Source organism: Paenibacillus xanthanilyticus (assembly GCF_042682185.1).
Lineage (GTDB): Bacteria > Bacillota > Bacilli > Paenibacillales > Paenibacillaceae > Paenibacillus_Z > Paenibacillus_Z xanthanilyticus.
In genome coordinates this window covers 2,428,704-2,453,527 of the sequence record NZ_JBHUHA010000002.1, presented here as the reverse complement: position 1 = coordinate 2,453,527, position 24,824 = coordinate 2,428,704, and the positions used below count along the sequence as shown (strand labels likewise).

Here is a 24,824-nt window from a genome sequence, read left to right as displayed (position 1 = left end):
TTTAGACCCGCGATCAAGTATGATGAAAGCAAATAACGGTTTCCGATGTGACTGGCGACGAAAGTGGATCAAACCACGGTGGAGCATCGGAATATACGGCCGGTCGCCTGGGCAAAGAGCATCGCGCGTTTTTTAGCGCGCTATGCTCTTTTTTCGTCTTTTGGGCGTTAATGGGGTATAATGGGACCAATGTAATTCGACTTTTTCCGCCCTTATGCGGATCATGCGGGAGGTAACGTTCCTTATGAAAATCGCTATTGGTGCCGATCACGCCGGCTACCGCTTGAAAGACGAAATCGTGCCGTTCCTGCAATCGCTTGGCCATGAGATCGAAGATTTGGGCTGCGATTGCGATCAATCCGTCGACTACCCGGACTACGCGGTGCCGGTCGCGGAACGCGTGGCGCAGGGCAAGGCCGACCGCGGCATCCTGATCTGCGGCACGGGCATCGGCATGTCGATCGCCGCGAACAAGGTGCCGGGCATTCGCTGCGCGCTCGTGCACGACATGTTCTCGGCGAAGGCGACCCGCGAGCACAACGATACGAACGTGCTGGCGCTGGGCGAACGCGTCGTCGGCCCGGGTCTCGCACAAGAGATCGTGCGCATCTGGACCGAGACGCCGTTCTCCGGCGGCGAGCGTCACGTCGGACGGTTGAACAAAGTGATGCAGCTCGAAGCCGCCAATGTCATCCATCCGTAAGGGGGAACCGGCCATGAGCGGAGAAAAGCGGTTGGCGGCGATCGAGCGGGACGTGCGGCAGGCGGTGCTGGAGCTCGCGGAAGCGGGCGGTCTGCGCCCCGGACAGCTGCTCGTCGTCGGCACGAGCACGAGCGAAGTGATCGGCCAGCGGATCGGGACTTCCGGGACGCTGGAGACGGCTGAAGCGATCTATCGCGGCGTCGAAGCGGCACGGGAGAAGGTCGGGTTCTACCCGGTTTATCAATGCTGCGAGCATCTGAACCGGGCGCTCGTGCTCGAACGGGCCGCGGCGGATCGGTACGGGCTGGAGCTCGTCTCGGCGATTCCGGTGCCGAAGGCGGGCGGCTCGATGGCGGCCTATGCGTTCCGTACGCTGGACGACGCGGTATTGGCGGAGACGGTGCAGGCGCACGCGGGCATCGATATCGGCGATACGTTCATCGGCATGCATCTGCGGCGCGTGGCCGTTCCGGTGCGCGGCTCGGTGAGGCGGATCGGCGAAGCCCACGTGACGATGGCTTATACGCGGCCGAAGCTAATCGGCGGCGAGCGGGCGGTGTATACGCGGGAGGCGGCAGGACTGGCCCCTGCCGCGAGCGGCGGGACGGTTGGCAAGACGGATTCGGATAATGGCATGTGCGACTGACATTTTGACTAGCTTCACGATATAGAGGAGGACACGTCCAATGGAAAATCTGCGCAAACAAGACCCTGAAGTATTGAAAGCACTCGGCCTGGAGCTTCAACGCCAGCGCGACAACATCGAGCTGATCGCATCCGAGAACATCGTCTCCGAGGCGGTGCTGGAAGCGGCTGGCACGGTATTGACGAACAAATACGCGGAAGGTTATCCAAGCAAACGTTACTACGGCGGCTGTGAGCACGTGGATATCGTCGAGGACATCGCCCGCGAACGCGCGAAAGAAATTTTCGGCGCGGAGCACGCGAACGTACAGCCGCACTCCGGCGCGCAAGCGAACATGGCGGTCTATCTGGCTGCTCTCAAACCTGGCGACACGGTACTGGGCATGAACCTGGCGCATGGCGGCCACTTAACGCACGGCTCTCCGGTCAACGCGTCCGGCTTGCTCTATAATTTCGTGGCCTACGGCGTCGACGAGAACACGTTCACGATCGATTACGAAGAAGTGCGCAAAGCGGCGTTCAAGCATCGCCCTCGCCTGATCGTGGCCGGCGCATCCGCGTACCCGCGCATCATCGATTTCGAGAAGCTCGGCCAAATCGCCAATGACGTAGGCGCGCTGTTCATGGTCGACATGGCGCATATCGCAGGTCTGGTCGCGGCGGGTCTGCACCCGAGCCCGGTACCGCATGCGCATTTCGTTACGACAACGACGCATAAAACGCTGCGCGGACCGCGCGGCGGCATGATCCTGTGCCGTCAGCCGTGGGCGGCGGCGATCGACAAAGCCGTCTTCCCGGGCTCCCAAGGCGGACCGCTCATGCACGTCATCGCGGCCAAAGCCGTCGCGTTCGGCGAAGCACTGCAGCCGTCGTTCAAACAGTACGCGCAGAACGTCGTCGACAACGCGAAGGCGCTGTCCGAAGAGCTCGTCGCGCAAGGGCTGAACCTCGTGTCCGGCGGCACGGACAACCACCTGATGCTGATCGACCTGCGCAACCTGAACATCACGGGCAAGAAAGCCGAGCACGTGCTGGACTCCGTCCAAATCACGGTCAACAAGAACGCGATTCCGTTCGACCCGACGAGCCCGTTCGTGACGAGCGGCATCCGGATCGGCACGCCGGCGGCGACGTCGCGCGGCATGGACGTCAGCGCGATGAAGACGATCGCGCAAGTGATCGCGCTCGTGCTGAAGAACCCGGACGACGAAGCGACGCTGGCCAAAGCGCGCGGCATGGTGTCCGATCTGACGGCGCAGTACCCGCTTTATCCTGGCATGACGTACTAATCGAACCTTTTGTTTACGGCCCCGATGCGTTCCATGGCGAACGCGCCGGGGCTTTCTTTTTGGCTTAACTTTACATAAAGTGGATGTGGTGCCAGTTGGGCGCATGGTAGAATGGGGGTACAACGAATAGAGGCAGGTGGCGGCACGCATGACTCCGACAGGGTTCATTGTAATTCTCGTAATCGCATTACTACTCTCGTTTGTCTTTCGTTCCCAGAGAGGGAGAACTAGCCGGCCGACGGGAGGCGCGCGCTCCTCGCACGGCGCAAGATCGACGTCGTCCGCTCATCGTACCGGCCCGCCTCCGGCGAACCTCGGCGTTCCGCGGGAGCACCCGGCGTACCAAGCCGCGCTTCGGCTGGAAGCGGCCGTGCCGGAAGGGCTGGAGGCGCGCGTGAAGGATCGGGTGCTGGGGCGCGAGCCGGGCATGTACGAGCTGGAATGGCAGTGGCGCTGGTTCGAGCTGAAGCGGTATTTCCTGCTGTGCGGCGTGCTGCGGTCGGTCCCGATGTACAGCGAGAAGGTCGACGACGTCTGGCACGAGCTGCTCATGTTCACGCGCGAATACGATCAGTTCTGCAAAAGCTTCTGCGGATCGCTCATCCATCATGCTCCGCATGGCCCCGGCGGGCAGCCCGAGGCGGGCGAGCGCGCTTGGTTCGATTGGGCCTACGGCGAGCTGTTCGTCCCGTATGCCGCCAGCGAGCGGTTGTGGAGCGCGTTCTATCGGACGCCCATGCCGGCCTCGCGCATGGATGAGTTCATCGAGCTCTCCGACGAAGAATTGGCTGCGCGGCGGTTCAACGGGCGCGCGGGCGACGCCTACGCCGATCTGGGCGACGTCATTGGCTATTTGATGCATAGAGGGCGGACGCTATCGCGCGAAGCACGCCAAGGGGACGAGGCGAGCCGCGTCCGATACCGGGAGGAATATCGACGGCCGCGGCACGACGGCTGGAGCGATACGATGATGATGACCGGCGTGATGTCCGGCTTGTTCTTCACCTCGTCGCTCGCGCCGGACGACCAATTCCAGCGGGAGATGGACGAGGCGCGCGAACATGAGCGCGAGGAGCAATACGGTTCCTACAACGGCGGCTATGCGGGCGATGACAGCCGAGACGACCGCGACGACGGCTTCGGCGGCGGCGGAGACGGCGATTCCAGCGATGGCGGCAACAGCGATTGGGGCGGCGGTTCGTCAGGCGGCGACAGCGGCGGAAACAGTTCGGGGAGCGACGGCGGCAGTGGCGGCGGTTCGTCCTGCGGCGGCGGGTCTTCCTGCGGCTCGTCATGCGGGGGCAGCAGCTGAATCGGATGCAGCTTGGCTGATATCCGGAGGGCTGCTAATGATATCGCGTTTATGGTTCGTTCTCATCCGAGGACGAACCTTTTTCCTTTAAAATATAAGAAATTATAAGTTTCACATTTGTAATTAGGCTTCGATTTCACCGGAATGAAACGCGATTCGCCGCTTAAGACGGCGAAGCCGTTTCACCTTGATTACATGAGGCGAGATCGCTGTTTCGAGCGTATTTGACAGCAAAAAGTGCGATACCGCAGGCATTTTCCGAAAAAATGGCGAACTTGTGCAATTCCTGCGCTTGTGGTGCTATAATATACAAGATTGAAAATGAAAACGCGTAACTGGGGGATTTTACCCGGCGCGGAAGCACCATCAGGAGGACGATATTTTGAGCAAATTAACCATTTGCGATCACCCGCTCATTCAGCATAAGCTGACCTACATTCGAGACAAGAACACCAACACCAAAGACTTCCGCGAGCTAGTGGACGAAGTCGCGACGATGATGGCGTATGAAATTACCCGCGACCTCCCGCTCGAGACCATTCCGGTCGAGACGCCGGTCACGACGGCGCAAGGGAAGGTCATCTCCGGCCGCATGCTCGGCCTGGTGCCGATTCTGCGCGCGGGACTTGGCATGGTCGATGGCATGCTTCAGCTCATCCCTGCGGCGAAGGTCGGCCATATCGGGCTGTTTCGCGATCCGGAGACGCTGAAGCCGGTGGAATATTACGTCAACCTGCCTTCCGATGCGGCGGAGCGCCTGCTCATCGTGGTCGATCCGATGCTTGCGACCGGCGGGTCCGCGAACGCGGCGATCGAGACGCTCAAGAAGCGCGGCTGCCTGAACCTGAAGCTGATGTGCCTGATCGCGTCGCCTGAAGGCGTTGCCGCCGTGCAGGAAGCGCATCCGGACGTGGACATTTTTATCGCGTCGTTGGACGAGTGTCTGAATGATCATGGGTATATCGTGCCTGGATTGGGCGATGCCGGCGACCGCATGTACGGGACCAAATAATCCGTTAATGGGAGTGACAGAGATTGGCTAAACTGAAAGTAATGACGATCTTCGGCACGCGCCCGGAGGCGGTCAAGATGGCGCCGCTGGTGCTGGAGCTTCAGAAGTACGAGGACGAGATCCAGTCGATCGTATGCGTAACGGCCCAGCATCGCCAGATGCTGGACCAGGTGCTCGACTTTTTCGAGATTGTCCCGAACTACGATTTGAACGTGATGAAGGACCGCCAGACGCTGACAGAGACGACCGTGCGCGTGCTGGAGGGCCTTGACCCGGTCCTGCGCGAAGCGAAGCCGGACATCGTGCTCGTGCACGGCGACACGCAGACGACGTTCCTGGCAAGCTACGCCGCGTTCCTGCAGCAGATCCAGGTCGGCCACGTGGAGGCAGGCTTGCGGACGTGGAACAAGCTCTCTCCTTACCCCGAAGAGATGAACCGTCAGTTGGCCGGCGTGCTGTCCGACGTTCATTTTCCGCCGACGGATTGGTCCGCGGACAACCTTCGCAAGGAGAACAAAGCCGAGTCGAGACTGTACGTCACGGGCAACACCGCGGCGGACGTGTTCCAATACACCGTCGATCCGTCTTTCTCGCATCCGGTGCTCGAATGGGCGAAGGGCAAGCGCATGATCCTGATGACGGCGCACCGCCGCGAGTCGCTCGGCGAGCCGCACCGGAATATATTCCGCGCGGTGAAGCGCATCGCCGACGAGTTCGAGGATGTCGCGATCGTCTACGCGGTGCATCCGAACCCTGCCGTCCGCGAGCCGGCGAACGAAGTGCTCGGCGATCACCCGCGCATTCGCCTGATCGAGCCGCTCGACGTCTTCGAGTTCCACAACTTCTATCCGCACACGTACATGATCATGACCGATTCGGGCGGCATGCAGGAGGAGGCGCCATCGTTCGGTGTGCCGACGCTGGTGCTGCGGGATACGACCGAGCGCCCGGAAGGCATCGAGGCGGGTACGCTGGAGCTGGTCGGCACGAACGAAGACTTCGTATATGAACGCGCCCGCGCGCTTCTGACGGATGCCGCGCTCTACGAGCGGATGAGCCAATCGGCCAATCCTTACGGCGACGGACAAGCTTCCGCCCGCATTGTGCAGGCGATTCTCCATCACTTCGGCCGCAGAGCCGAGAAGCCGGAACCGTTCACAAAACGTTCATAGTTGACGCGTTAAAGCGGTCAAGTACCTGAAGTTCACAGCATACAGTGATGCTGTACGGTTTTGATGAGGCGAAAACCTAGTAAAATCAAGGGTTTGAAGGGTGCAGTTCACGGAAAGTTTTATTTTATCTGAATTGACAAACCTTCTCAAGCTTCGATAAAATGTATGAGGATTGACAGGGGACAAACCATGAAACCAAAGAGCAGTGGGGATAACCCGTGGCGAGCACTCGCCCTGGTCGGCGCACTAGGCTTTGAAGTCGCAATCTGTACCTTGCTCGGCTTCTGGATCACCAAGTGGATCTTCGGAACGACGGGATGGATGATCACCGGTATTTTTATCGGTCTCGCCGCCGGCATTCTGGCTGCCGTTTGGCTGGTGAGGAAGGCGTTGGAGGGTTCAGATGAATGAGGTTTTGCAGAAGGCGGCGCGGGTTGCGGTTTACGCGATATCGTTAGCGCTGTTGGTATGGGCTTTTGCGCCGGAGTGGCGCGCCGTTGCGGCTGGCATTATGTTGGGTGTGTCGGCAAGTTTGATGAATGCGCTCTTATTGCGTAGAAGAGTCGATTGGCTGGGCAAGGTGACGATCGAGCAAGGTCCGCGGAGAGTGGGACTTGGATTGGCCGGCAGACTTGCGACCGTGCTGCTTGCGGCGCTGATCGCACAACGCTACCCGGAGCAATTTCATTTGCCAACGACACTGTTCGCATGCTTCTTCATGCCCTTTGCAAGTTTGATATTCGCTTACATGCAAAGCAAGAGACAACCTTAGCGGAAAGGGGTGAAACACGGTATGCATTTATTCCCGGTCATTACCATCGGGGGAGTGGAGATTGACTTGTCGTCGATCATCGCCATTACGGTATCCGCCATCATCACGCTGGTACTCGCTATGGTAGCGGTTCGGAGATTGTCGGTCGATAATCCGTCCAAAATCCAGAACTTCCTGGAGTGGGTGGCGGAATTCGTTCACAACACGATCGCGAGCACGATGCCGATGAACAGGGTGAAACCATTCATGTCGCTCGGTATGACGCTGATCATGTTTATTTTCATCTCCAACTTGCTCGGCCTTCCGTTCGGTATTGTGACGGAGACCCATCATGTCAACGAGACGTTCGGCATCACGCAGGAAGTGCTCGACGAGCACGGCGGCCATGCGGAGATCGCGTGGTGGAAATCGCCTACGGCGGACCTGTCCGTTACGGCTGGCCTTGCGCTCATCGTATTCGTTCTCGTAAACCTGCTGGGACTGAAGATGAACACGAAAGGTTATCTGAAGTCGTACTTCCAGCCATTCTGGTTCTTCTTCCCGCTGAAGCTCATCGAGGAGATCGCGAAACCGCTTACGCTTGCGCTTCGTCTATACGCCAACATTTTCGCGGGCGAGGTTCTCATCGCCACGATTCTGATGCTCGGCGTTGTCGGTACGCCTTTCCTTATTGCATGGCAGGGCTTTAGTTTGTTCGTCGGCGCGATTCAGGCGTTCTTGTTCACAATCTTGACGATGGTGTACATTTCCCACGCAATCGTCTCGCACGACGAAGAGCACGAACATCATTAATGCATGAGCAATAAGCTTCGTAACGGTTCGGACGATCGGCCGCATCGGGCTCGGAGATTATGGTATACCCATCAAATACTTAACTACCCTTGAGGAGGATTTCAAAAATGGAAGTATTGGCAGCAGCAATTGCAGTCGGTTTGGCAGCGCTTGGCGCAGGTATCGGTAACGGTCTGATCGTAAGCAAAACAGTAGAGGGCATCGCTCGTCAACCAGAGAACGCAGGCAAGCTTCAAACAACAATGTTTATCGGTGTAGGTATCGTCGAAGTTGTACCTATCATCGGCGTCGTTATCGGCTTCCTGGCGTTCTTTAGCTAATAGAAACTATGACGGAACGATGGCGGGGAAGGCCTTAGCCCTCCACGCCATCGTTTTGATTAAGAGGAATTCTGCGGACGGAAAGGAGTTGCAGCTATGGATTTGCATTGGACATCGACAGTCTACGCGATTTTGGCGTTCGTAATCTTGTACCTGCTGTTGAATAAATTTGCGTTTGGTCCATTGTTCAGCATCATGGAGAAACGCCGCCAGCTCGTGCTGGAACAGATGAGCATGGCGGAAACCGCGCGCAAGCAAGCTTCCGCTCAGATGGAAGAGCAGAAGCAAGCGCTGCAAGAAGCACGCAAAGAGGCTTACGAGATCATCGAGAAAGCTCGCGTGACGAGCACGAAGAACGCCGATGACATCGTGCAAGCAGCTAAGAACGAAGCTAACCGCCTGAAAGAAGAAGCGGTGCGCGACATCGAGAGCGAGAAGGACAAAGCGATCGCTTCGCTGCGCGGCCAAGTGGCCGGCATGTCCGTCATGATCGCGTCGAAGATCATCGAGAAACAAATCGACGAGAAGTCGCAAGAGCAGCTCGTTGATCAATACCTGAAAGAGGTTGGAAGCAAATGAGCCGGGCGACTGTCGTAGCGAAACGCTATGCGCAAGCGCTGTACGAGGTGGCTGCGCAGCAGAACATTGTCGCTGAAGTCCTCGAACAGCTGGGGCTCGTTGTGAAAACCCTGCAAAGCGATGCGGAGATCGAGAAGTTTCTTTCCTTCCCGAGCATCGAGCAGAACGTCAAAATCGAGCTGATTCGTAAAGCTTTCGCGGATCAAGTCTCGGCAACGCTTCTGAATACGCTGGAGATGGTCATCGCCAAAGGGCGTCAGAATCTCCTTGGTCATATTTATACAAGTTACGTCAAGATCGCCGGCGAAGGCCTCGGCCAAGCGCAAGCTACCGTGTACACGGCTAAGCTGCTGACGGCGGAAGAACTCAAGAACGTGGAAGCGACATTCGGCGCATTGGCTGGCAAGCGCATTGTGGCCGATCAAGTGGTCGAACCGTCGCTGCTCGGCGGCGTACAGGTTCGCATCGGCGACCGCCTGTACGACGGCAGCCTGTCCGGCAAGCTGGCACGTCTTGAGAAATCGTTGAAAAGTCAAGCACTGTAGATAGGGGTGAGCGGAATTGAGTATCAGACCTGATGAAATCAGCACGCTGATTAAGCAACAGATCGAACAATATAAATCCGAGATTCAAGTCGTGGATGTCGGTACGGTCATCCAAGTCGGTGACGGTATCGCCCGCGTGCACGGCCTCGAGAACGCCATGGCCGGCGAGCTGCTCGAATTCTCCAACGGCGTTGTGGGCATGGCCCTCAACCTCGAGGAAAGCAACGTCGGTGTCGTAATCATGGGACCTTACACGGGGATCCGCGAAGGCGACCAAGTAAAACGCACGGGCCGCATCATGGAAGTACCGGTAGGCGAAGAGCTGCTCGGCCGCGTCGTGAACGCGCTGGGTCAACCGGTTGACGGCAACGGTCCGATCAACACGACGAAATTCCGTCCGATCGAATCGCCGGCACCAGGCGTAATGGCTCGTAAATCGGTCCATGAGCCGATGCAAACCGGCATCAAAGCGATCGACGCGATGATTCCGATCGGCCGCGGCCAACGGGAATTGATCATCGGCGACCGCCAAACAGGCAAAACGCAAATCGCGATCGACACGATCGTCAACCAGAAAGGCAACGGCGTTATTTGTATCTACGTTGCCATCGGTCAAAAGCAATCCACGGTTCGTACGGTCGTCGAGTCCCTGCGTAAGCAAGGCGCCCTCGAGTACACGATCGTCGTAACGGCGAGCGCTTCCGAGCCGTCCCCGCTCCTGTACATCGCGCCTTACACGGGCTGCTCGATGGGCGAGTACTTCATGTACAACGGCAAGCACGTACTGGTTATCTATGACGACCTTTCGAAACAAGCGGCAGCATACCGCGAGCTTTCCTTGCTGCTCCGCCGTCCTCCGGGTCGCGAAGCATATCCGGGCGACGTATTCTACCTGCACTCCCGTCTGCTGGAGCGCGCTGCGAAGCTCAACGACGAGCTCGGCGCCGGTTCCCTGACAGCACTTCCGTTCATCGAGACGCAAGCGGGCGATATCTCCGCGTACATCCCGACGAACGTAATCTCCATCACGGACGGCCAGATCTTCCTGGAATCCGACCTGTTCTACTCGGGCCAACGTCCGGCGGTTAACGTCGGTAACTCCGTATCCCGCGTAGGTAGCTCGGCGCAAATCAAAGCGATGAAGAAAGTTGCGGGCACGCTGAAGCTTGACCTGGCGCAATACCGCGAGCTCGCGGCATTCGCTCAATTCGGCTCCGATCTCGATAAAGTAACGCAATCCCGCTTGAACCGCGGCGAGCGTACGCTTGAAATTCTGAAGCAAGGCGTTAACCAACCGCTTGCCGTAGAACGTCAAGTCGTATCCCTCTTCACGGTAACAAGAGGACATGTGGACGATATTCCGGTGCAAGACGTTCGCCGCTTCGAAGCTGAATTCTTGGCTTACGTGGACGCCAACAAACCGGAGATCTTCACTTCCATCCGCGATACGAAAGACCTGACATCCGATAACGAGAAAGCACTCGTCGATGCGATTGCCGCATTCAAGAAGGGCTTCTCCACTTCGGTATAATAAACGCGTCTAATGTGCCGGGGTTGTCCTTTGCGAAGGGCAAGCCCGGTAATAAGGTGGTGACAACGATTGGCTAAAGGAATGCGCGAAATTAAACGCCAGATCAAGAGCAAACAGAATACGAAGCAAATTACGAAGGCGATGGAGATGGTCGCGGCCGCCAAGCTGAGACGTTCGCAGGACTCGGCGCTGGCAGCACGTCCGTACACGGAGAAAATCCGCGAAGTCGTAGCCTCGATCGCATCAAGCGGCGGTTCTATCAAGCATCCGATGCTGGAGACCCGCGAGATCAAACGCACCGCTTACCTCGTTATTACTTCCGACCGTGGCCTTGCTGGCGGCTACAACGTCAACGTACTTCGTAAAGTGTCGGCTGCCTTGCGCGAGCATAAGTCGGCCAACGAATACTCGATCTTCGTCATCGGACGCAAAGGCCGTGATTTCTTCAACAGACGCGGTATTCCGATTGCGGAAGAAGTAACGGGATTATCCGATTCGCCGAGTTTCGCCGACATCAAGTCCATTGCTGCAGCAGCAGTACAGGGCTTTGAAGCCGGGAAATACGACGAACTCTATATCGTTTATAACCAGTTCCACAATGCCATCACGCAAACGCCGGTTCTGAAGAAGCTCCTCCCGCTTGGCGATCTCGAAACGACTGGTTCGAAGGCGTCTTACGAGTATGAGCCAACCCCAGAAGAGGTACTGAACGTGTTGCTTCCGAAATACGCGGAGACGGTCATTTACAGCGCGATTTTGGAAGGCAAAGCGAGCGAGTTCGGCGCACGCATGACGGCAATGGGCAATGCGACGAAGAATGCGACGAAGATGATCGCAGGCTTGACACTGACGTACAACCGTGCGCGTCAAGCGGCGATTACCCAGGAAATCGCGGAGATCGTCGGCGGAGCGAACGCACAGCAATAACCGAAGGTTTGGCTCTCAAAGCCAATCCGACTTTTAGGAGGGACACACATGAGCAACGGGCGCGTTGTCCAGGTTACAGGTCCAGTTGTCGACATTGCATTCGACAGTGGCCATCTGCCGGACATCCTTAATGCGATAAAAATTGAGAAAAAAGCTCAAAACGAGAACGAGCGCGACGTCAGCCTGACGGTCGAAGTTGCGACTCACCTCGGCGACAACATGGTTCGCTGCGTCGCAATGTCTTCCACGGACGGTCTTGTCCGCGGTACGGAAGCCATCGACACAGGCAAACCAATTACGGTACCAGTTGGTCCAGCAACACTGGGCCGCGTGTTTAACGTACTGGGCGACCCAATCGACAACAACGGTGACGTTGATCGTACGATCGCGAACCCGATCCACCGTCAAGCTCCGGTATTCGAAGAGCTGTCGACACAGCAAGAAATTCTCGAAACAGGCATCAAAGTTATCGACCTGATGGCTCCTTACGCCAAGGGCGGTAAAATCGGTCTGTTCGGCGGTGCGGGCGTAGGTAAAACCGTAACGATGCAAGAATTGATCCACAACATCGCGCAAGAGCACGGCGGTATCTCCGTATTCGCCGGCGTCGGCGAGCGTACTCGTGAAGGTAACGACCTTTACCACGAGATGAGCGACTCCGGCGTTATCTCGAAGACGGCGATGGTATTCGGCCAGATGAACGAGCCGCCGGGCGCACGTCTTCGCGTAGCCCTGACGGGTCTGACGATGGCGGAATACTTCCGTGACGAAGAAGGCCGCGACGTACTTCTGTTCGTCGACAACATCTTCCGCTTCACGCAAGCCGGTTCCGAAGTATCCGCCCTCCTCGGCCGTATGCCATCGGCCGTAGGTTACCAGCCAACACTGGCAACCGAGATGGGTCAGCTGCAAGAGCGGATCACGTCGACGAAGAAAGGTTCCGTAACGTCGATCCAAGCGATCTACGTACCGGCGGATGACTATACGGACCCGGCTCCGGCTACGGCGTTCGCTCACTTGGACGCAACGACGAACCTGGAGCGTAACATCGCTGCTATGGGTATCTTCCCGGCCGTTGACCCGCTGGCTTCGTCCTCGCGGATCCTGGCTCCGGAAATCCTCGGTGAAGAGCACTACCAAGTCGCGCAAGGCGTTAAGAAGCTTCTTCAGCGCTACAAAGAGCTTCAAGACATCATCGCGATCCTCGGTATGGACGAGTTGTCCGAAGAAGACAAACAAGTCGTTCTTCGCGCGCGTCGCGTTCAATTGTTCTTGTCACAGCCGCTGCACGTTGCCGAAGCGTTCAACGGTATGCCGGGCGTCTACGTACCGGTTAAAGACACGGTACGCAGCTTTAAAGAGATTCTCGAAGGTAAGCATGACGATCTTCCAGAACCGGCCTTCCACAACGTCGGATCGATTGAAGGCGCAGTCGAAAAAGCGAAGAAACTCGCTCAAGGGCTGTAATAAGCCGCTGATGGAGGTATCCGCATGAGCACCTTTACATTGGAAATCGTAACGCCTGAGCGTAAGGTCTACGCTGAGGACGTCAACATGGTCATCGTGAAAGGCGCAGAGGGCGAGCTGGGTATTCTGGCGAACCACGTTCCGATGGTAACGCCGCTGCGTATTTCCTCGATTACGATCAAGAAAGACCGTGCCGATCAAATTCTTGCCGTAAGCGGTGGATTTGTCGAAGTACGCAAAGATAAAGTCGTTATTCTGGCCGAGAGCGCCGAGCTTCCGGAAAGCATCGACGAGGCTCGTGCACAAGCCGCGAAGAAACGCGCGGAGCAGCGCCTCGCCGGCAATGCCGACGAATACGACTTCCGCCGCGCGGAGCTTGCGCTCCAGCGCGCCATGAACCGTCTGACTGTGAAGCAGCGCGGTTAAGGGTAGGGAACGAACACCGCTGTGGACTTATGCTGGTGCATAAGGCTGCAGCGGTGTTTTGTTTTGTGAATAATTAGAGCCTAAATCTATTTTGCTAGTGAAAGAATAGATTGTTGTTGTGAATATTGTGGATGTAGTGTGGACAACTTTGTGGATAGTAGTGGTTTGGAGAGAATAATCCACTTGTGGATGAATGAGTTGGCGAGATCAAGCGTACATGGGTGAGTCTTGATTTGTATCGCCTAACATATGATGTCTACTACAAATTACCACCCGTGAAATCATTGTGAAAAATCCCAGTTCCTGTAGCTGCTATGCTATAATACGGGAACAGTGAACCGAAGTAGGAGGAAAGTATGATTGACATACACACGCATATCCTGCCAGGGATTGATGACGGTGCGCCTGATTGGGACACTTCGCTTGCAATGGCGCGTGCTGCGGTGGAAGAAGGGATTACAGGCCTTGTCGCGACGCCTCATCATGCGAATGGAAGATATGACAATCCGAAGACGGTTGTGGAGAGTCTTGTAGAGGAATTGCAGACGCGCTTGAATGCGGAACGAATTCCGCTGACTGTCTACAAAGGGCAAGAAATCCGCGTAAATACTGACTTGCTGGAAGGCATTGAGACGAAAGAGCTTCTTTCGTTGGCGGGATCTTCGTATGTTTTGCTAGAGATGCCGTCATCGACGATTCCGGAACGGATGTCGGAATGGATCTATGAGCTCAATTTATTAGGCATCAAACCTATCATTGCGCACCCCGAACGAAATGCAGAAGTACTGCAACATCCGGATCGTTTCCAACGTTTAGTAGAAGAGGGTGCATTTGGACAAGTGACGACGCATTCTTTGCTTGGCGCATTCGGTAAGAAGATCGAGACCTTCAGCTGGAAAATGTGCAGCGAAAGCTTGATTCATCTTGTTTCTTCCGATGCGCACAATCTTAGCATGCGCGGCTTTCGATTAGCGGAAGCTTATGAAATGATAGAGCGAAAATTAGGACCGGCGTGCGTCCAGACCTATCAAACTAATGCGAGATTGGTCGTTGAGAACGGCGATCTTGAAATTCCGCTCATTTTCGACAAAACAAAGCCTAGAAATTGGAATTTTTTCCGAAAGTTATTCGCAAATCGTTGACCAAAATTAAACAAACATGATAAAATTACTAGTGATTTCTGCCCAGCTAGTATACATATCAACCTATTATCTAATCGAGGTGGACCTAAAGTGAAATTGAAGAAGAAAATTGTCGTCACAACCGTCGCAGCAAGCGTCGCAGCATCGGCTTTCGCCGGTATTCCGTTCAGCTCCAAAGGCTTGGCAACACAACTGGGCGTCGTGAACGTAGCTTCTGCTGCGGAAGCTAGTTTCGTAGATGCGACGACACTGGATCGTCTGCAGAAGCTCCATGCCGAACTGGCCAAAACGCCTTCCACACTGGAAACAATCCGCAAAGCACGCAAAGTCATTCAAGATGAGCTGGACAAGCAAATTGCGGCGAATGACTACTCGGTTGTCAAACCGCTCGTAGATAAAATTAACGCGGAGTATCCAGGTCTTCTCACTGATGAGGACGCGAAATACCTGCTCACGTTGGTTACTAGACTTGCGAATGTAGCCTACTATGATCCGCAAGCGAAAGAGCTTGAGAACCTTCGCAATGACACAGTGGTTCGCAAACTGGTACAGAAGCTGGCGAATCCGAACAACCCGGATAACAATAAACCAGGCGTTGCTTATGTGGATGTGAAAGTTTCTGATTTCACGGCCTTCGCATTGGCTGTTGAAGCGGAAGTGAAGAAAGCTGTCGGCACGAAGACGTTCACGCAATTTGCGGCTGAGTATATGGACACAGCGAAAGCGAGCGGACTTGCACAATCGGTTATCAGCACGGTTCTCGCCAACAAATCGCTGACGTTCAGCAAAATCGCCGATCAATATGATTTCGAGAAAGAAACGCTTCAAGAAGTACTCGATCTTTACCAAGACAAAATTCCTACCGTAGACAAAGGCACGCTTAAAGCGGCTGGTGTGTTGATTGCGGAAGCCTACTACAATCTGTTCCTGAAAGAAACGTCGACTGGCTTCCCAGGTGGCGGCATCTTCGTTCCTACGACGCCTTCCGTAAATGCGGATACGGCTGTAAAAGCGATCGAAGCGTTGAAAGACGCGATTGCAAAAGCTACTGGTGAAGAAAAAGACAAATTGATTGCTCAAGCGGTACAAGAAGCAGCTAAGGCAATCGCTGCTCTCGCAACTGTTGATGTGTCCGCGAACGTTAAAGTAGTAGATGGCAAAGCGACGCTGGCGCTTTCGAAAGCGGATATCGAAAAAGCGATTAACGACATCGTTAAAGTTGTGAAAGCGTTAGAAGCTGTAGCACCTGAAGCTAAAGCGAAATTGCCTAAGGTCGCAATTGCGGTGAATCTTGGTTCGGTAACAGCTGCAAGCACAGCCGTGACGCTGGCGGCAGATGCCGTGAAGCTTGCAGGTGATAACGGTATCGCAGGATTTGAATTGAAAATCGCTAGCTTCTCGGCAACAATTCCGGTCGGCGGCGCATTCGCGGGCGAGATCGCATTCGGCGTATCTAACAAAGCGGCGGACAGCGCAACTGCAGGTACGTTGAAATCGGCATCCGATGTTTACGATTTCTCGCTTACGGTCGATGGCAAAGCAACGTCTGAGTTTGTGAAGCCGATTATTGTGAAAATCCCGCTTAAGAATGTTGAAGGTCTGGACAAAGAGCTTCTCTCCGTTGCGAAACTCGATAACGGTAAGTTGTCCTTCAAGGGCGGCGTAGTAGATGGCAACTCGATCACGGAAGGACGCGATACGTTCTCTTCCTATGTAGTAGTCGAGAACAAAGTTTCCTTCACGGATACGGCATCGGTCAAAGCATGGGCTGGCCGTCAAATCGAAGTAATGGCTGCGAAGGGCGCTATCGAAGGCCGTGGTCAAAACAACTTCGCGCCGAAAGACAGCGTGACTCGCGCCGAGTTTGCAAAAATTCTTGTAAGCGCGCTGGATTTGGAAACACACGGCGCCAAGTCGAGCTTCAGTGACGTGAAGGGGTCGGAATGGTTCGCGCCGTACGTAGCTGCAGCAGCAGACCAAGGTATCATCAAAGGTCGCAGTGCTACGCAATTCGCGCCGAACGCTACAATTACACGTGCTGAGATGGCGACGATGGTTGCACGCGCGCTTGAGGCTTCCAAAGGCTTGGATACGACAGTCGATGCGGCTGCTGAGCTGAAAGAGTTCTCCGATGCGAATGCAATCCAAGCTTCCCTGAAAGACGGCGTAGCTTTCGCGGCAAGCAAAGGCCTTGTCATCGGCAACAACGGTAAATTCTCGCCAACGGCGAACGCATCTCGCGCAGAGGCGGCTGTTATCATTTATCGCGCATTTAATTTCAAAGGATAGTACAGCTGAATAGTCGTACTTCATCTCTGCATAGACATCCCCTGCTCATTACTGGGTAGGGGATATCTAATGCGCTTAGAATGTCGAAAAACGTTAGAATGTGTTCTCGTGAAGGCTGACTTGTTAAATGTATGGAGGAATATAGTGTGCAAATGGAATTGGAACTCCGGGATTACATCCAGATTATCCGTAAGCGGATATGGCTGATCATTGCGACCGTACTGCTATGTTCGCTCGCTGCCGGAGTATTTAGCGTGTTCTTTATTGACCCGACCTATGAAGCTAGCACCAAGATTATCGTCAATCGCACCGCTTCCGAAGCCCAACCGAACAATCTGGATTTGAATGAAATCAACTCGAACCTGAGCTTGATTAACACATATAAAGAGATAATTAAGACGCCGGCCATTATGGATGCGGTGGCGCAGCGGTATCCTCAGTTCAATATGACGGCGGATGAATTGATTAAGAAAGTTAGCGTAAGCTCGGTCAATAACACGCAGGTCATGACACTGGTGGTACAAGACGGTTCTTATCGTCAAGCAGCGGAGATCGTGAATGCCGTATCGCAAGTGTTTAAAGATCAAATACCTTCAATTTTCAAAGTGGAAAATGTCTCGATTCTGAACCTTGCCAATCTTGAACCGAAGGTTGCTCCAGGACCTGTTAAACCGAATACGGTGCTGAACATCGCGATCGCATTTGTAGTATCGCTTGTGGTTGTAGTAGGTATCGCGTTACTACTCGAGTATTTGGACGATTCCATCAAGACGGAGGCCGATGTAAAAAAACTGTTGGGCGTTCCGGTTATCGGCCAAATCGTTCGTTTGGATGCGGAGGAGCTTCAGGAGACGACATCAACGAAAAGTACTACAAAAGCGGGGGAAATAAACCATGTCCAAGTCGGAAAATAAACGACCGCTAATTTCGCTCCTTAATCCGAAATCGCCCGTAACAGAGGCTTACCGTTCCATTCGAACGAATATTGATTTCTCTTCGCTGGATAACAACGTGCAAGTCATCATGTCGACTTCCGCCACGCCAGGCGAGGGCAAATCGACGACGATTAGTAACCTTGCGGTCGTCTATGCGCAGTCGGATAAGAAAGTCGTGCTTATTGACGCGGATTTGCGTAAGCCGACCATGCATCACACCTTTAAACTGTCGAATCGATTCGGGCTGTCTTCCTTGCTTACCCGCCAAGTCGATTTGGCAAGCGCGGTTCAAGAGACAGCCGTGCCGAATTTGTCCGTCATTACCTCGGGACCGATTCCGCCCAATCCATCCGAAATGGTAGCTTCCGGGCGTATGAGCGCATTAATCGAAGAGCTCCGAGGGCAGTTTGATATTATTCTCATAGATACGCCTCCTATGCTGGCTGTTACCGATGCACAAATCATCGCGACCAAGTGCGACGGAGTTGTGATTGTTCTCGATAGCGGTCGCGTCAAGAAGGATATGGCGCTTAAGGTGCAGGATCAGCTGAATCAAGTGAATGCGAAGATTCTAGGCGTCGTGTTGAACAATGTGAAGAAGAAAAATGGCTCAGGCTATTACTACTACGAATATACTTAAAGTTAACCTAAAATTTAGAACAATACTGGTTTGAATGGGAAGTTTGACCTATTTTAGTATATGAAGTATTGTCGAATAATGATAAACTTGGATTTGGAAATACTTCATTTTACTAGAATTTAAGGCATATGGGGGCTTAACAATGATTCTCAAGCGTCGGTCGATGTTGCTGTTAGTAGTGGACGTAGTAATAATCGCTTTAAGTATCTGTACCTCTTACTTATTGGAATCAAGTGGAGCAATTCCAAGCAGTGAGCTTAATCAGATGCTCATCTACTTTATCGTCACGGCGGTGATAAGCGGAATTACCATGACGTATTTCCGCTTGTATAATCGGTTGTGGCAATATGCGAGCATTGAAGAGATCTTGGCGATTGCCGCTTCTGTGGTGTGGAGCTGCGTCGTGTCTCATGTATTAATGGCCGCTATTTTCGGGGAACGTATTCCGCTTGCGATCTCGCTTCGCACGATGGAAACGATGCTATTAGCGATTGGCGCAACCCGGTTTGGATGGCGGGTATTTAACAAATACCGGAGAAACACCAGCAGCAAACGGAAAGCCATCATTATTGGCGCGGGGGATTGTGGCGTCATAATCGCGAAAGAAATTATGAATAACCCCAATGCAGAGCTTCAAATTGTTGGTTTTATCGATGATGATGCCAAGAAGATTAAAACACGGATCTTCGGTATTGCCGTTCTTGGGGATCGTAATGACATTGCCGATGTGGTGAAGAGCACGAATGCAGAAGAAATCATTATTGCCATGCCATCGGTTGGCAGGGAACAAGTGTCGGAGATTATCGAATTATGCAAAGATACATCGGCTAAGACGAAAATCATCCCAGGCTTGAGCGATTTGATAACAGGCAAGGTATCCGTTACTTCTTTGCGAGATGTCGACGTAGAGGATCTACTAGGGCGCGAGCCGGTGCGACCGGATCTCAATGGAATTGCAGAATACGTGGAAAATAAAATCGTGCTGGTCACAGGCGCCGGCGGTTCGATCGGCTCGGAGCTTAGCAGGCAGATTGCGTCGTTTAAGCCGAAGAAGCTGCTCTTATTGGGTCATGGCGAGAATAGTATCTACTCGATTGAGATGGAGCTGCGGTTTAACTATCCGAGTTTGCAACTGGAGACGATCATAGCAGATGTTCAGGATCGTTCGCGCATTGACGAGGTATTCCGTTTACATAACCCGCGGGTCGTTTTTCATGCAGCAGCGCACAAACATGTACCATTAATGGAGAGAAACCCAGCGGAAGCTGTTAAGAATAACGTGTTTGGCACCAGAAATGTTGCGGACGCCGCAGATAAATATCAAGTAGAACGATTCGTTCTGATTTCTTCGGATAAAGCGGTAAACCCTTCGAGCATTATGGGCGCTACGAAGCGAATGGCTGAGATGTATATTCAGAGCATGGATGCAACCAGCAAGACGAAGTTTGTTGCAGTTAGATTTGGAAATGTGCTGGGGAGTAGAGGCAGCGTAATTCCGCGATTCCGCGAGCAAATCATGAATGGCGGACCTGTAACCGTCACGCATCCGGATATGGTTCGCTACTTTATGACGATTCCGGAAGCCGTACAGCTGGTAATTCAAGCGGGTGCTTTCGCACAGGGCGGCGAGATATTCGTTCTGGATATGGGAGCGCCGGTGAAGATTCTTAATCTGGCCGAGGATGTCATTCGCTTATCCGGGTACGAACCGTACCAAGATATCGATATCGCGTTTACGGGGATGCGTGAAGGCGAGAAGCTGTTTGAAGAGTTACTTCTCAATGAAGAGGAAATCACGAAGACCAAGCATAATCGGATCTTTATTGGTCATCCGCTGATGATCAACCGTGGTGAGTTGGAGCTGCAATTCAAACGACTTGAGCGAGCAATCGGTGAAGGGCAGCAGTCGGTGCGGGATGTAATTGAGTATATTGTGCCGATGTATAAAGTTCCGATCGCAACCTAGCGAAAGAAAAGAAGGGAATGAGCAGCCATATGAAACGTTGGAAGAAAGTTGTCATCTGGATAAGCTCGATCATTGTTGTACTTGGAATTACAGGATTACTGGTTGCTAACTATATGATTGATCGATTCTTAAGCTCGTTGGCAACAGAGGATGTTGTAGTAGCAGAAGTCGCTGGAGTCAATAATCAGATCGTTGAAGAGAAGCCGGAAGTAACGGTGAATCCTGACACTGCTGAGAAGGATACAACGGGAGCCGTTAAACAGGATGATGCAGAGGTTTCGGCTGAAGGGGAAACATCCTCTAAAGTAGAGGATAAGAAAGAGGAACAGGATACTTCTTCAAAAGATGCGGTAGATAAACAATCTGGTTCGAAAAAAGAAGAGACAAATGAGAACAAACCGAAACTAGATACAAGTTACTCCGCTGAAGTGTCCAGCTCTAAGGCAGAAGCCATAAAAGAAAACGTGACGGTTAAAGAAAAAGCTCAAGTGACTTCTATATTGTTGGGTGAGCTCGATATGGATGATATTAAGAAACTTCAAGGACTAGCAAGCGGTGGATTATCGGTCGAGGAGAAGAAGGAAGCACGCAGAATTCTTCTCGAGAAAATTTCCCCAGACCAGTATAATGCTCTATCCTCTATTGCGAAAAAATATGGAGCAAGTGAAGGGAAAAGCTATGATCAGGTTTCAAAAGAAGAAGGACTTACTGAATAAATCATGACGAGCGAACATTTATAGTATAAGTATTACGAACGACGACTTGAAGATCATTGTTTGTGACTGGCGTTCGGATAATGAGGAATCGTCACAATTGTGACGGTTTTTATTTTTAATGATAGTTCAATTAATTTGGACGACATTATATTAATTAAGGGGTTATTTGATGAAAGTTCGTAAGGCCATTATACCTGCGGCAGGACTAGGTACGCGTTTTTTGCCAGCAACAAAAGCCATGCCTAAAGAAATGCTGCCAATTATAGATAAGCCAACCATACAGTATATTGTAGAGGAAGCCGTCGCATCTGGAATAGAAGATATCATTATCGTAACAGGTAAAGGAAAAAGAGCTATAGAAGACCATTTTGACAATTCATTCGAACTTGAACTGAACCTATTAGAGAAAGGTAAGCACGACCTTTTAAATGAGGTACAGCGGTCGTCCAAACTAATAGATATCCACTACATTAGACAGAAAGACGCTAAGGGACTTGGTCATGCTGTTTGGTGTGCTAGAAAGTTTATAGGTAACGAACCTTTTGCCGTCTTACTTGGAGACGATGTTATTAACTCCGAGAAGCCGTGCTTAAAACAAATCATAGATCAATACATACAACTTAATGCTTCAGTAATTGGTATTCAGTCCGTACCTAATGAAGATGTAAGTAAGTATGGAATCATAGATGCAGACGGGATAAATGAGAGGTTATTCCGAGTGAAAGAATTGGTGGAGAAACCAAAGAGAGAAGAGGCACCTTCAAATTTGGCGATAATCGGAAGATATATTTTGACTCCACAAATATTTGAGATTTTAGAGAACCAGTTGCCTGGAGCAGGTGGGGAAATACAACTTACTGATGCAATAGAGAAACTCAATCAATTGCAGCAAGTCTACGGCTATAAATTTGAAGGTTCACGTTACGATGTAGGAGATAAGTTAAGTTTCATCAAAACGACAATTGATTTTGCACTTGAACGTCAAGATCTTAAATGGGACTTATTGGAGCATTTGAAGCGATTAATACAAAATGTCTGAATGTGAAGCACATAATGAATATGGGCAGGAGGGGTTCATTTGTACAGAAAGTTTTTCAAAAGAATGATAGATTGTCTTGCGGTAGTGCTGGCAATGCCTTTCTTACTAAGTATCATTTTGATACTGGCTATTCTCATTAAGATTGACGATGGAGGTCCAGTTTTTTATCGAGGGGCAAGGCTGGGTAAACATGGAAAAGTATTTAAGATGTTTAAATTGCGGACCATGAGGGTGAATTCACCGGATTTAAGAAATGCCGATGGATCGACGTATAATTCAAGCCATGATCCAAGGTTAACTAAAATCGGTGGAGTGCTGAGAAAAACAAGTTTGGATGAGTTACCACAACTTATTAATGTCTTGTTAGGTGATATGAGTCTCATCGGGCCAAGACCTGATTTGCCGGAACATCTTAATTATTATGAAGGTAATGAAGGAAAGAAGCTCGAGGTATTACCAGGACTAACGGGATATAATCAAGCGTATTTTCGTAATGGAGCAGAGTGGAAACAGAGAATTCAAAATGACATCTATTATATTGAAAATCTATCTTTACTTCTTGATATCAAAATAACATTTAAAACTATTCATAGCATCATTAAACAAAATGGGGTATTTACTGAAACTGGGAACAGTTAAGGTGGAGGTGGATATGATGGGTAACGGTCAATCTTTCTATCTACAAGATTTAGAATGGGATACAGATTACTTTGGGGTTAAGACGAGTAAATTAGTTCTATCTGGTGAGCTAAATGAGAACGATACGCAATTGGTAATCGAAAATTTGAAAAGTCACGATTTTATAGTAATAGCTAACAATCAAAACAACTATAAAAATAACTATTGGATCTCGCGGAATACCACGGCTTTTTTAGTGGACATGAATATTCAGTTTATCAAAAAAATAGATAGACAGATACTAGTAACGCGCAACAATGATGATGTTGTTCTTTTTGAAGACGATGAGGAAGTTAAAGCTGAAATAAAAAAAATTGCTGCTCAAAGCTTTCAATTCTCCAGATTCTTTAATGATCCCTACCTACCCAGAAACAAATCACATCGAGTTTATGAGGAATGGATTAATAATTCATTTGGAGCTACGAACAAAAAAAATTTATATATTAAATGTGATAATGAAGTGGCGGGCTTCCTGTTATTTTCGTTTAATAGCGAATTGATTATAACCATAGAACTCATCGCTATATCTTCAAAATTTCAAGGTAGAAAATTGGGGCAAATTTTAATGCATGAACTTGAGAAATTTTCGCTTAAGCTTGGTTCATCTGAGTTAAGAGTTGGAACACAGATCGATAACAGTCCTGCGGTTAATTTTTACGCAAGAAATGGATTTCAATATACAGGCTGTCATTCCATATACCATTACTGGCCAAACAAATAACATAACTTGGGGTGTTTATATTATGCTATATACGAAAAGAGGACATTTTCTCCCATACTGTCTCCCTGATATTACAGATTGGGAAATAAATGAGGTTGTTGAAACGCTTAAATCAGGCTGGCTAGCTAAGGGACCTAAAACGATGCAGTTTGAAAAGGAATTTGCAGAGTATGTCGGCGCTAAATATGCAGTCGCAGTAAATTCGGCTACTGCTGCCCTTCATATTTCTCTTATCGCAGCTGGTATTGGTCCTGGAGATGAAGTTATTACAACGCCGATGACGTTTGCAGCTTCGGCTAATACGATTATACACGCCGGTGCAACTCCTGTTTTCGTGGATATTGACCCGATGACAGGATGCATTGATCCCAAGGAAATTATTAAAAAAATAACTAAAAAGACAAAAGCAATAGTTCCCGTACACTATGCAGGACAAGCATGTGATCTCAAGGCGATATATGAAATTGCAGATCAGCATGGATTATTTGTTTCAGAAGATGCAGCCCATGCTATTTACACTCGTTATGACGGTAACTTGATTGGCTATAAACCGAAGGGGACAGTCTCGTATAGTTTTTATGCAACTAAAAACTTAGCAACCGGTGAAGGCGGTATGCTCGTAACAGACGATGAGGAAATTGCTAACAAAGCAAGAGTGCTTATCACTCATGGTATGAGTAAAAATGCATGGAACCGCTATTCCAAAGGTGGCTCTTGGAAGTATGACATTGAAGTGCCAGGATATAAATACAATATGTTTGATTTGCAAGCGGCTTTAGGAAAGATACAGTTGGCCCGGATCGAAGAAATGCAAGCGAGAAGGGCAGAAATCGCCGGTATGTACGACAAAGCTTTTAGGGGGTTGAAAGGCATTGATCTCCCTGAAGTTCATCGGGCTACAACTACACACAGCTGGCATTTGTATGTTATTAAACTCGCTCTGGAGAATCTAAGGATAGACAGAGACCAATTTATTGATGAGTTAAACGAGCGAAACATTGGCACCTCGGTTCACTTTATCCCTGTTCATTTAATGAGCGCATTTCGTGAAAGATATGGTTACAAAATGGGGGATTTTCCAAAAACAGAGGATTGGTTTGAACGAATTATATCTCTTCCATTGTATCCGACAATGAGCAATGAAGATGTAAATGATGTCATTGTTGCGGTTAAAGATATTATTAATCTACATAGTTGAGAGGGCCG

26 protein-coding genes and 1 riboswitch are annotated in these 24,824 nt (G+C 51.4%); all 26 genes read left to right on the top strand.

The window, feature by feature from the left end; genetic code table 11:
- The first annotated feature begins 37 nt into the window (after window positions 1-37).
- Window positions 38-120: riboswitch (ZMP/ZTP riboswitch) on the top strand.
- 124 nt (window positions 121-244) lie between these two features.
- A complete protein-coding gene (gene rpiB / locus ACFSKT_RS28325) occupies window positions 245-703 on the top strand; it encodes a ribose 5-phosphate isomerase B (RefSeq protein WP_377719107.1) in 459 nt (152 codons plus the stop codon).
- Between the two features lie 13 nt (window positions 704-716).
- The gene (locus tag ACFSKT_RS28320; RefSeq protein ID WP_377719106.1) at window positions 717-1,349 is read left to right on the top strand and encodes a TIGR01440 family protein; all 633 of its coding nucleotides are present in this window, start codon (window positions 717-719) and stop codon (window positions 1,347-1,349) included.
- A gap of 40 nt (window positions 1,350-1,389) precedes the next feature.
- The gene (gene glyA, locus ACFSKT_RS28315) at window positions 1,390-2,637 is read left to right on the top strand and encodes a serine hydroxymethyltransferase (protein ID WP_377719105.1); all 1,248 of its coding nucleotides are present in this window, start codon (window positions 1,390-1,392) and stop codon (window positions 2,635-2,637) included.
- Window positions 2,638-2,785: 148 nt separating this feature from the next.
- Window positions 2,786-3,949 carry a glycine-rich domain-containing protein gene (locus ACFSKT_RS28310; protein ID WP_377719104.1) on the top strand — a complete coding sequence of 388 codons (1,164 nt, stop codon included), beginning with the start codon at window positions 2,786-2,788 and terminating at the stop codon, window positions 3,947-3,949.
- A gap of 382 nt (window positions 3,950-4,331) precedes the next feature.
- Complete coding sequence (upp, locus tag ACFSKT_RS28305; RefSeq protein ID WP_377719103.1) at window positions 4,332-4,961, top strand: uracil phosphoribosyltransferase; 630 nt, start codon at window positions 4,332-4,334, stop codon at window positions 4,959-4,961.
- Window positions 4,962-4,984: 23 nt separating this feature from the next.
- The gene (wecB, locus tag ACFSKT_RS28300) at window positions 4,985-6,133 is read left to right on the top strand and encodes a non-hydrolyzing UDP-N-acetylglucosamine 2-epimerase (protein WP_377719102.1); all 1,149 of its coding nucleotides are present in this window, start codon (window positions 4,985-4,987) and stop codon (window positions 6,131-6,133) included.
- A gap of 189 nt (window positions 6,134-6,322) precedes the next feature.
- Entirely contained in the window at window positions 6,323-6,544 is a 222-nt protein-coding gene (locus ACFSKT_RS28295; RefSeq protein ID WP_377719101.1) for a hypothetical protein, read from the top strand.
- Window positions 6,537-6,905 (top strand): ATP synthase subunit I, encoded by a 369-nt coding sequence (locus ACFSKT_RS28290; RefSeq protein WP_377719100.1) that lies wholly within the window; start codon window positions 6,537-6,539, stop codon window positions 6,903-6,905. Before ACFSKT_RS28295 ends, ACFSKT_RS28290 begins: the two co-directional genes overlap by 8 nt.
- Window positions 6,906-6,926: 21 nt before the next feature.
- The gene (gene atpB, locus ACFSKT_RS28285; protein ID WP_377719099.1) at window positions 6,927-7,697 is read left to right on the top strand and encodes a F0F1 ATP synthase subunit A; all 771 of its coding nucleotides are present in this window, start codon (window positions 6,927-6,929) and stop codon (window positions 7,695-7,697) included.
- A 107-nt stretch (window positions 7,698-7,804) separates the two neighbouring features.
- A complete protein-coding gene (gene atpE, locus ACFSKT_RS28280) occupies window positions 7,805-8,017 on the top strand; it encodes a F0F1 ATP synthase subunit C (RefSeq protein ID WP_377494689.1) in 213 nt (70 codons plus the stop codon).
- Window positions 8,018-8,113: 96 nt separating this feature from the next.
- Window positions 8,114-8,596 carry a F0F1 ATP synthase subunit B gene (atpF, locus tag ACFSKT_RS28275; protein WP_377719098.1) on the top strand — a complete coding sequence of 161 codons (483 nt, stop codon included), beginning with the start codon at window positions 8,114-8,116 and terminating at the stop codon, window positions 8,594-8,596.
- On the top strand, window positions 8,593-9,141 hold the full coding sequence (locus tag ACFSKT_RS28270; protein WP_377719097.1) for a F0F1 ATP synthase subunit delta: 549 nt from the start codon (window positions 8,593-8,595) through the stop codon (window positions 9,139-9,141). Before atpF ends, ACFSKT_RS28270 begins: the two co-directional genes overlap by 4 nt.
- 16 nt (window positions 9,142-9,157) lie before the next feature.
- Window positions 9,158-10,672 carry a F0F1 ATP synthase subunit alpha gene (gene atpA, locus ACFSKT_RS28265; protein ID WP_377719096.1) on the top strand — a complete coding sequence of 505 codons (1,515 nt, stop codon included), beginning with the start codon at window positions 9,158-9,160 and terminating at the stop codon, window positions 10,670-10,672.
- 69 nt (window positions 10,673-10,741) lie between these two features.
- On the top strand, window positions 10,742-11,599 hold the full coding sequence (gene atpG / locus ACFSKT_RS28260) for an ATP synthase F1 subunit gamma (protein ID WP_377719095.1): 858 nt from the start codon (window positions 10,742-10,744) through the stop codon (window positions 11,597-11,599).
- A gap of 48 nt (window positions 11,600-11,647) precedes the next feature.
- A complete protein-coding gene (gene atpD / locus ACFSKT_RS28255; RefSeq protein WP_377719094.1) occupies window positions 11,648-13,066 on the top strand; it encodes a F0F1 ATP synthase subunit beta in 1,419 nt (472 codons plus the stop codon).
- A gap of 24 nt (window positions 13,067-13,090) precedes the next feature.
- Window positions 13,091-13,492 (top strand): F0F1 ATP synthase subunit epsilon, encoded by a 402-nt coding sequence (locus ACFSKT_RS28250; protein ID WP_377719093.1) that lies wholly within the window; start codon window positions 13,091-13,093, stop codon window positions 13,490-13,492.
- A 356-nt stretch (window positions 13,493-13,848) separates the two neighbouring features.
- Window positions 13,849-14,634: a tyrosine-protein phosphatase gene (locus ACFSKT_RS28245; protein ID WP_377719092.1), complete on the top strand. Its 786-nt coding sequence runs from the start codon at window positions 13,849-13,851 to the stop codon at window positions 14,632-14,634.
- Window positions 14,635-14,724: 90 nt separating this feature from the next.
- The gene (locus tag ACFSKT_RS28240) at window positions 14,725-16,923 is read left to right on the top strand and encodes an S-layer homology domain-containing protein (protein WP_377719091.1); all 2,199 of its coding nucleotides are present in this window, start codon (window positions 14,725-14,727) and stop codon (window positions 16,921-16,923) included.
- 152 nt (window positions 16,924-17,075) lie between these two features.
- Window positions 17,076-17,837 carry a YveK family protein gene (locus ACFSKT_RS28235; RefSeq protein WP_377719413.1) on the top strand — a complete coding sequence of 254 codons (762 nt, stop codon included), beginning with the start codon at window positions 17,076-17,078 and terminating at the stop codon, window positions 17,835-17,837.
- A complete protein-coding gene (locus ACFSKT_RS28230; protein WP_377719090.1) occupies window positions 17,818-18,498 on the top strand; it encodes a CpsD/CapB family tyrosine-protein kinase in 681 nt (226 codons plus the stop codon). The genes ACFSKT_RS28235 and ACFSKT_RS28230 overlap by 20 nt, the downstream gene beginning before the upstream one ends.
- 142 nt (window positions 18,499-18,640) lie before the next feature.
- Entirely contained in the window at window positions 18,641-20,464 is a 1,824-nt protein-coding gene (locus tag ACFSKT_RS28225; RefSeq protein WP_377719089.1) for a polysaccharide biosynthesis protein, read from the top strand.
- Window positions 20,465-20,493: 29 nt separating this feature from the next.
- Complete coding sequence (locus ACFSKT_RS28220) at window positions 20,494-21,180, top strand: hypothetical protein (RefSeq protein WP_377719088.1); 687 nt, start codon at window positions 20,494-20,496, stop codon at window positions 21,178-21,180.
- 166 nt (window positions 21,181-21,346) lie between these two features.
- On the top strand, window positions 21,347-22,219 hold the full coding sequence (gene galU, locus ACFSKT_RS28215) for a UTP--glucose-1-phosphate uridylyltransferase GalU (protein ID WP_377719087.1): 873 nt from the start codon (window positions 21,347-21,349) through the stop codon (window positions 22,217-22,219).
- 39 nt (window positions 22,220-22,258) lie between these two features.
- Window positions 22,259-22,858: a sugar transferase gene (locus tag ACFSKT_RS28210; protein ID WP_377719086.1), complete on the top strand. Its 600-nt coding sequence runs from the start codon at window positions 22,259-22,261 to the stop codon at window positions 22,856-22,858.
- 13 nt (window positions 22,859-22,871) lie between these two features.
- Window positions 22,872-23,618, top strand: coding sequence for a GNAT family N-acetyltransferase (locus ACFSKT_RS28205; RefSeq protein ID WP_377719085.1), 747 nt, complete (start codon window positions 22,872-22,874; stop codon window positions 23,616-23,618).
- Between the two features lie 22 nt (window positions 23,619-23,640).
- Window positions 23,641-24,816 carry a DegT/DnrJ/EryC1/StrS family aminotransferase gene (locus tag ACFSKT_RS28200; protein ID WP_377719084.1) on the top strand — a complete coding sequence of 392 codons (1,176 nt, stop codon included), beginning with the start codon at window positions 23,641-23,643 and terminating at the stop codon, window positions 24,814-24,816.
- Window positions 24,817-24,824: the final 8 nt, after the last annotated feature.

Excerpts from the sequence above, each read along its gene's own strand:
- atpB (WP_377719099.1), top strand. The coding sequence starts at position 6,927 with ATGCATTTATTCCCGGTCATTACCATCGGGGGAGTGGAGATTGACTTG.
- atpE (WP_377494689.1), top strand. The coding sequence starts at position 7,805 with ATGGAAGTATTGGCAGCAGCAATTGCAGTCGGTTTGGCAGCGCTTGGC.
- ACFSKT_RS28200 (WP_377719084.1), top strand. The coding sequence starts at position 23,641 with ATGCTATATACGAAAAGAGGACATTTTCTCCCATACTGTCTCCCTGAT.
- ACFSKT_RS28205 (WP_377719085.1), top strand. The coding sequence starts at position 22,872 with ATGATGGGTAACGGTCAATCTTTCTATCTACAAGATTTAGAATGGGAT.
- ACFSKT_RS28225 (WP_377719089.1), top strand. The coding sequence starts at position 18,641 with ATGATTCTCAAGCGTCGGTCGATGTTGCTGTTAGTAGTGGACGTAGTA.
- ACFSKT_RS28320 (WP_377719106.1), top strand. The coding sequence starts at position 717 with ATGAGCGGAGAAAAGCGGTTGGCGGCGATCGAGCGGGACGTGCGGCAG.
- atpD (WP_377719094.1), top strand. The coding sequence starts at position 11,648 with ATGAGCAACGGGCGCGTTGTCCAGGTTACAGGTCCAGTTGTCGACATT.
- ACFSKT_RS28245 (WP_377719092.1), top strand. The coding sequence starts at position 13,849 with ATGATTGACATACACACGCATATCCTGCCAGGGATTGATGACGGTGCG.
- ACFSKT_RS28250 (WP_377719093.1), top strand. The coding sequence starts at position 13,091 with ATGAGCACCTTTACATTGGAAATCGTAACGCCTGAGCGTAAGGTCTAC.
- atpF (WP_377719098.1), top strand. The coding sequence starts at position 8,114 with ATGGATTTGCATTGGACATCGACAGTCTACGCGATTTTGGCGTTCGTA.
- ACFSKT_RS28310 (WP_377719104.1), top strand. The coding sequence starts at position 2,786 with ATGACTCCGACAGGGTTCATTGTAATTCTCGTAATCGCATTACTACTC.
- glyA (WP_377719105.1), top strand. The coding sequence starts at position 1,390 with ATGGAAAATCTGCGCAAACAAGACCCTGAAGTATTGAAAGCACTCGGC.
- ACFSKT_RS28235 (WP_377719413.1), top strand. The coding sequence starts at position 17,076 with ATGGAATTGGAACTCCGGGATTACATCCAGATTATCCGTAAGCGGATA.
- rpiB (WP_377719107.1), top strand. The coding sequence starts at position 245 with ATGAAAATCGCTATTGGTGCCGATCACGCCGGCTACCGCTTGAAAGAC.
- ACFSKT_RS28295 (WP_377719101.1), top strand. The coding sequence starts at position 6,323 with ATGAAACCAAAGAGCAGTGGGGATAACCCGTGGCGAGCACTCGCCCTG.
- ACFSKT_RS28290 (WP_377719100.1), top strand. The coding sequence starts at position 6,537 with ATGAATGAGGTTTTGCAGAAGGCGGCGCGGGTTGCGGTTTACGCGATA.
- ACFSKT_RS28220 (WP_377719088.1), top strand. The coding sequence starts at position 20,494 with ATGAAACGTTGGAAGAAAGTTGTCATCTGGATAAGCTCGATCATTGTT.
- ACFSKT_RS28270 (WP_377719097.1), top strand. The coding sequence starts at position 8,593 with ATGAGCCGGGCGACTGTCGTAGCGAAACGCTATGCGCAAGCGCTGTAC.
- ACFSKT_RS28230 (WP_377719090.1), top strand. The coding sequence starts at position 17,818 with ATGTCCAAGTCGGAAAATAAACGACCGCTAATTTCGCTCCTTAATCCG.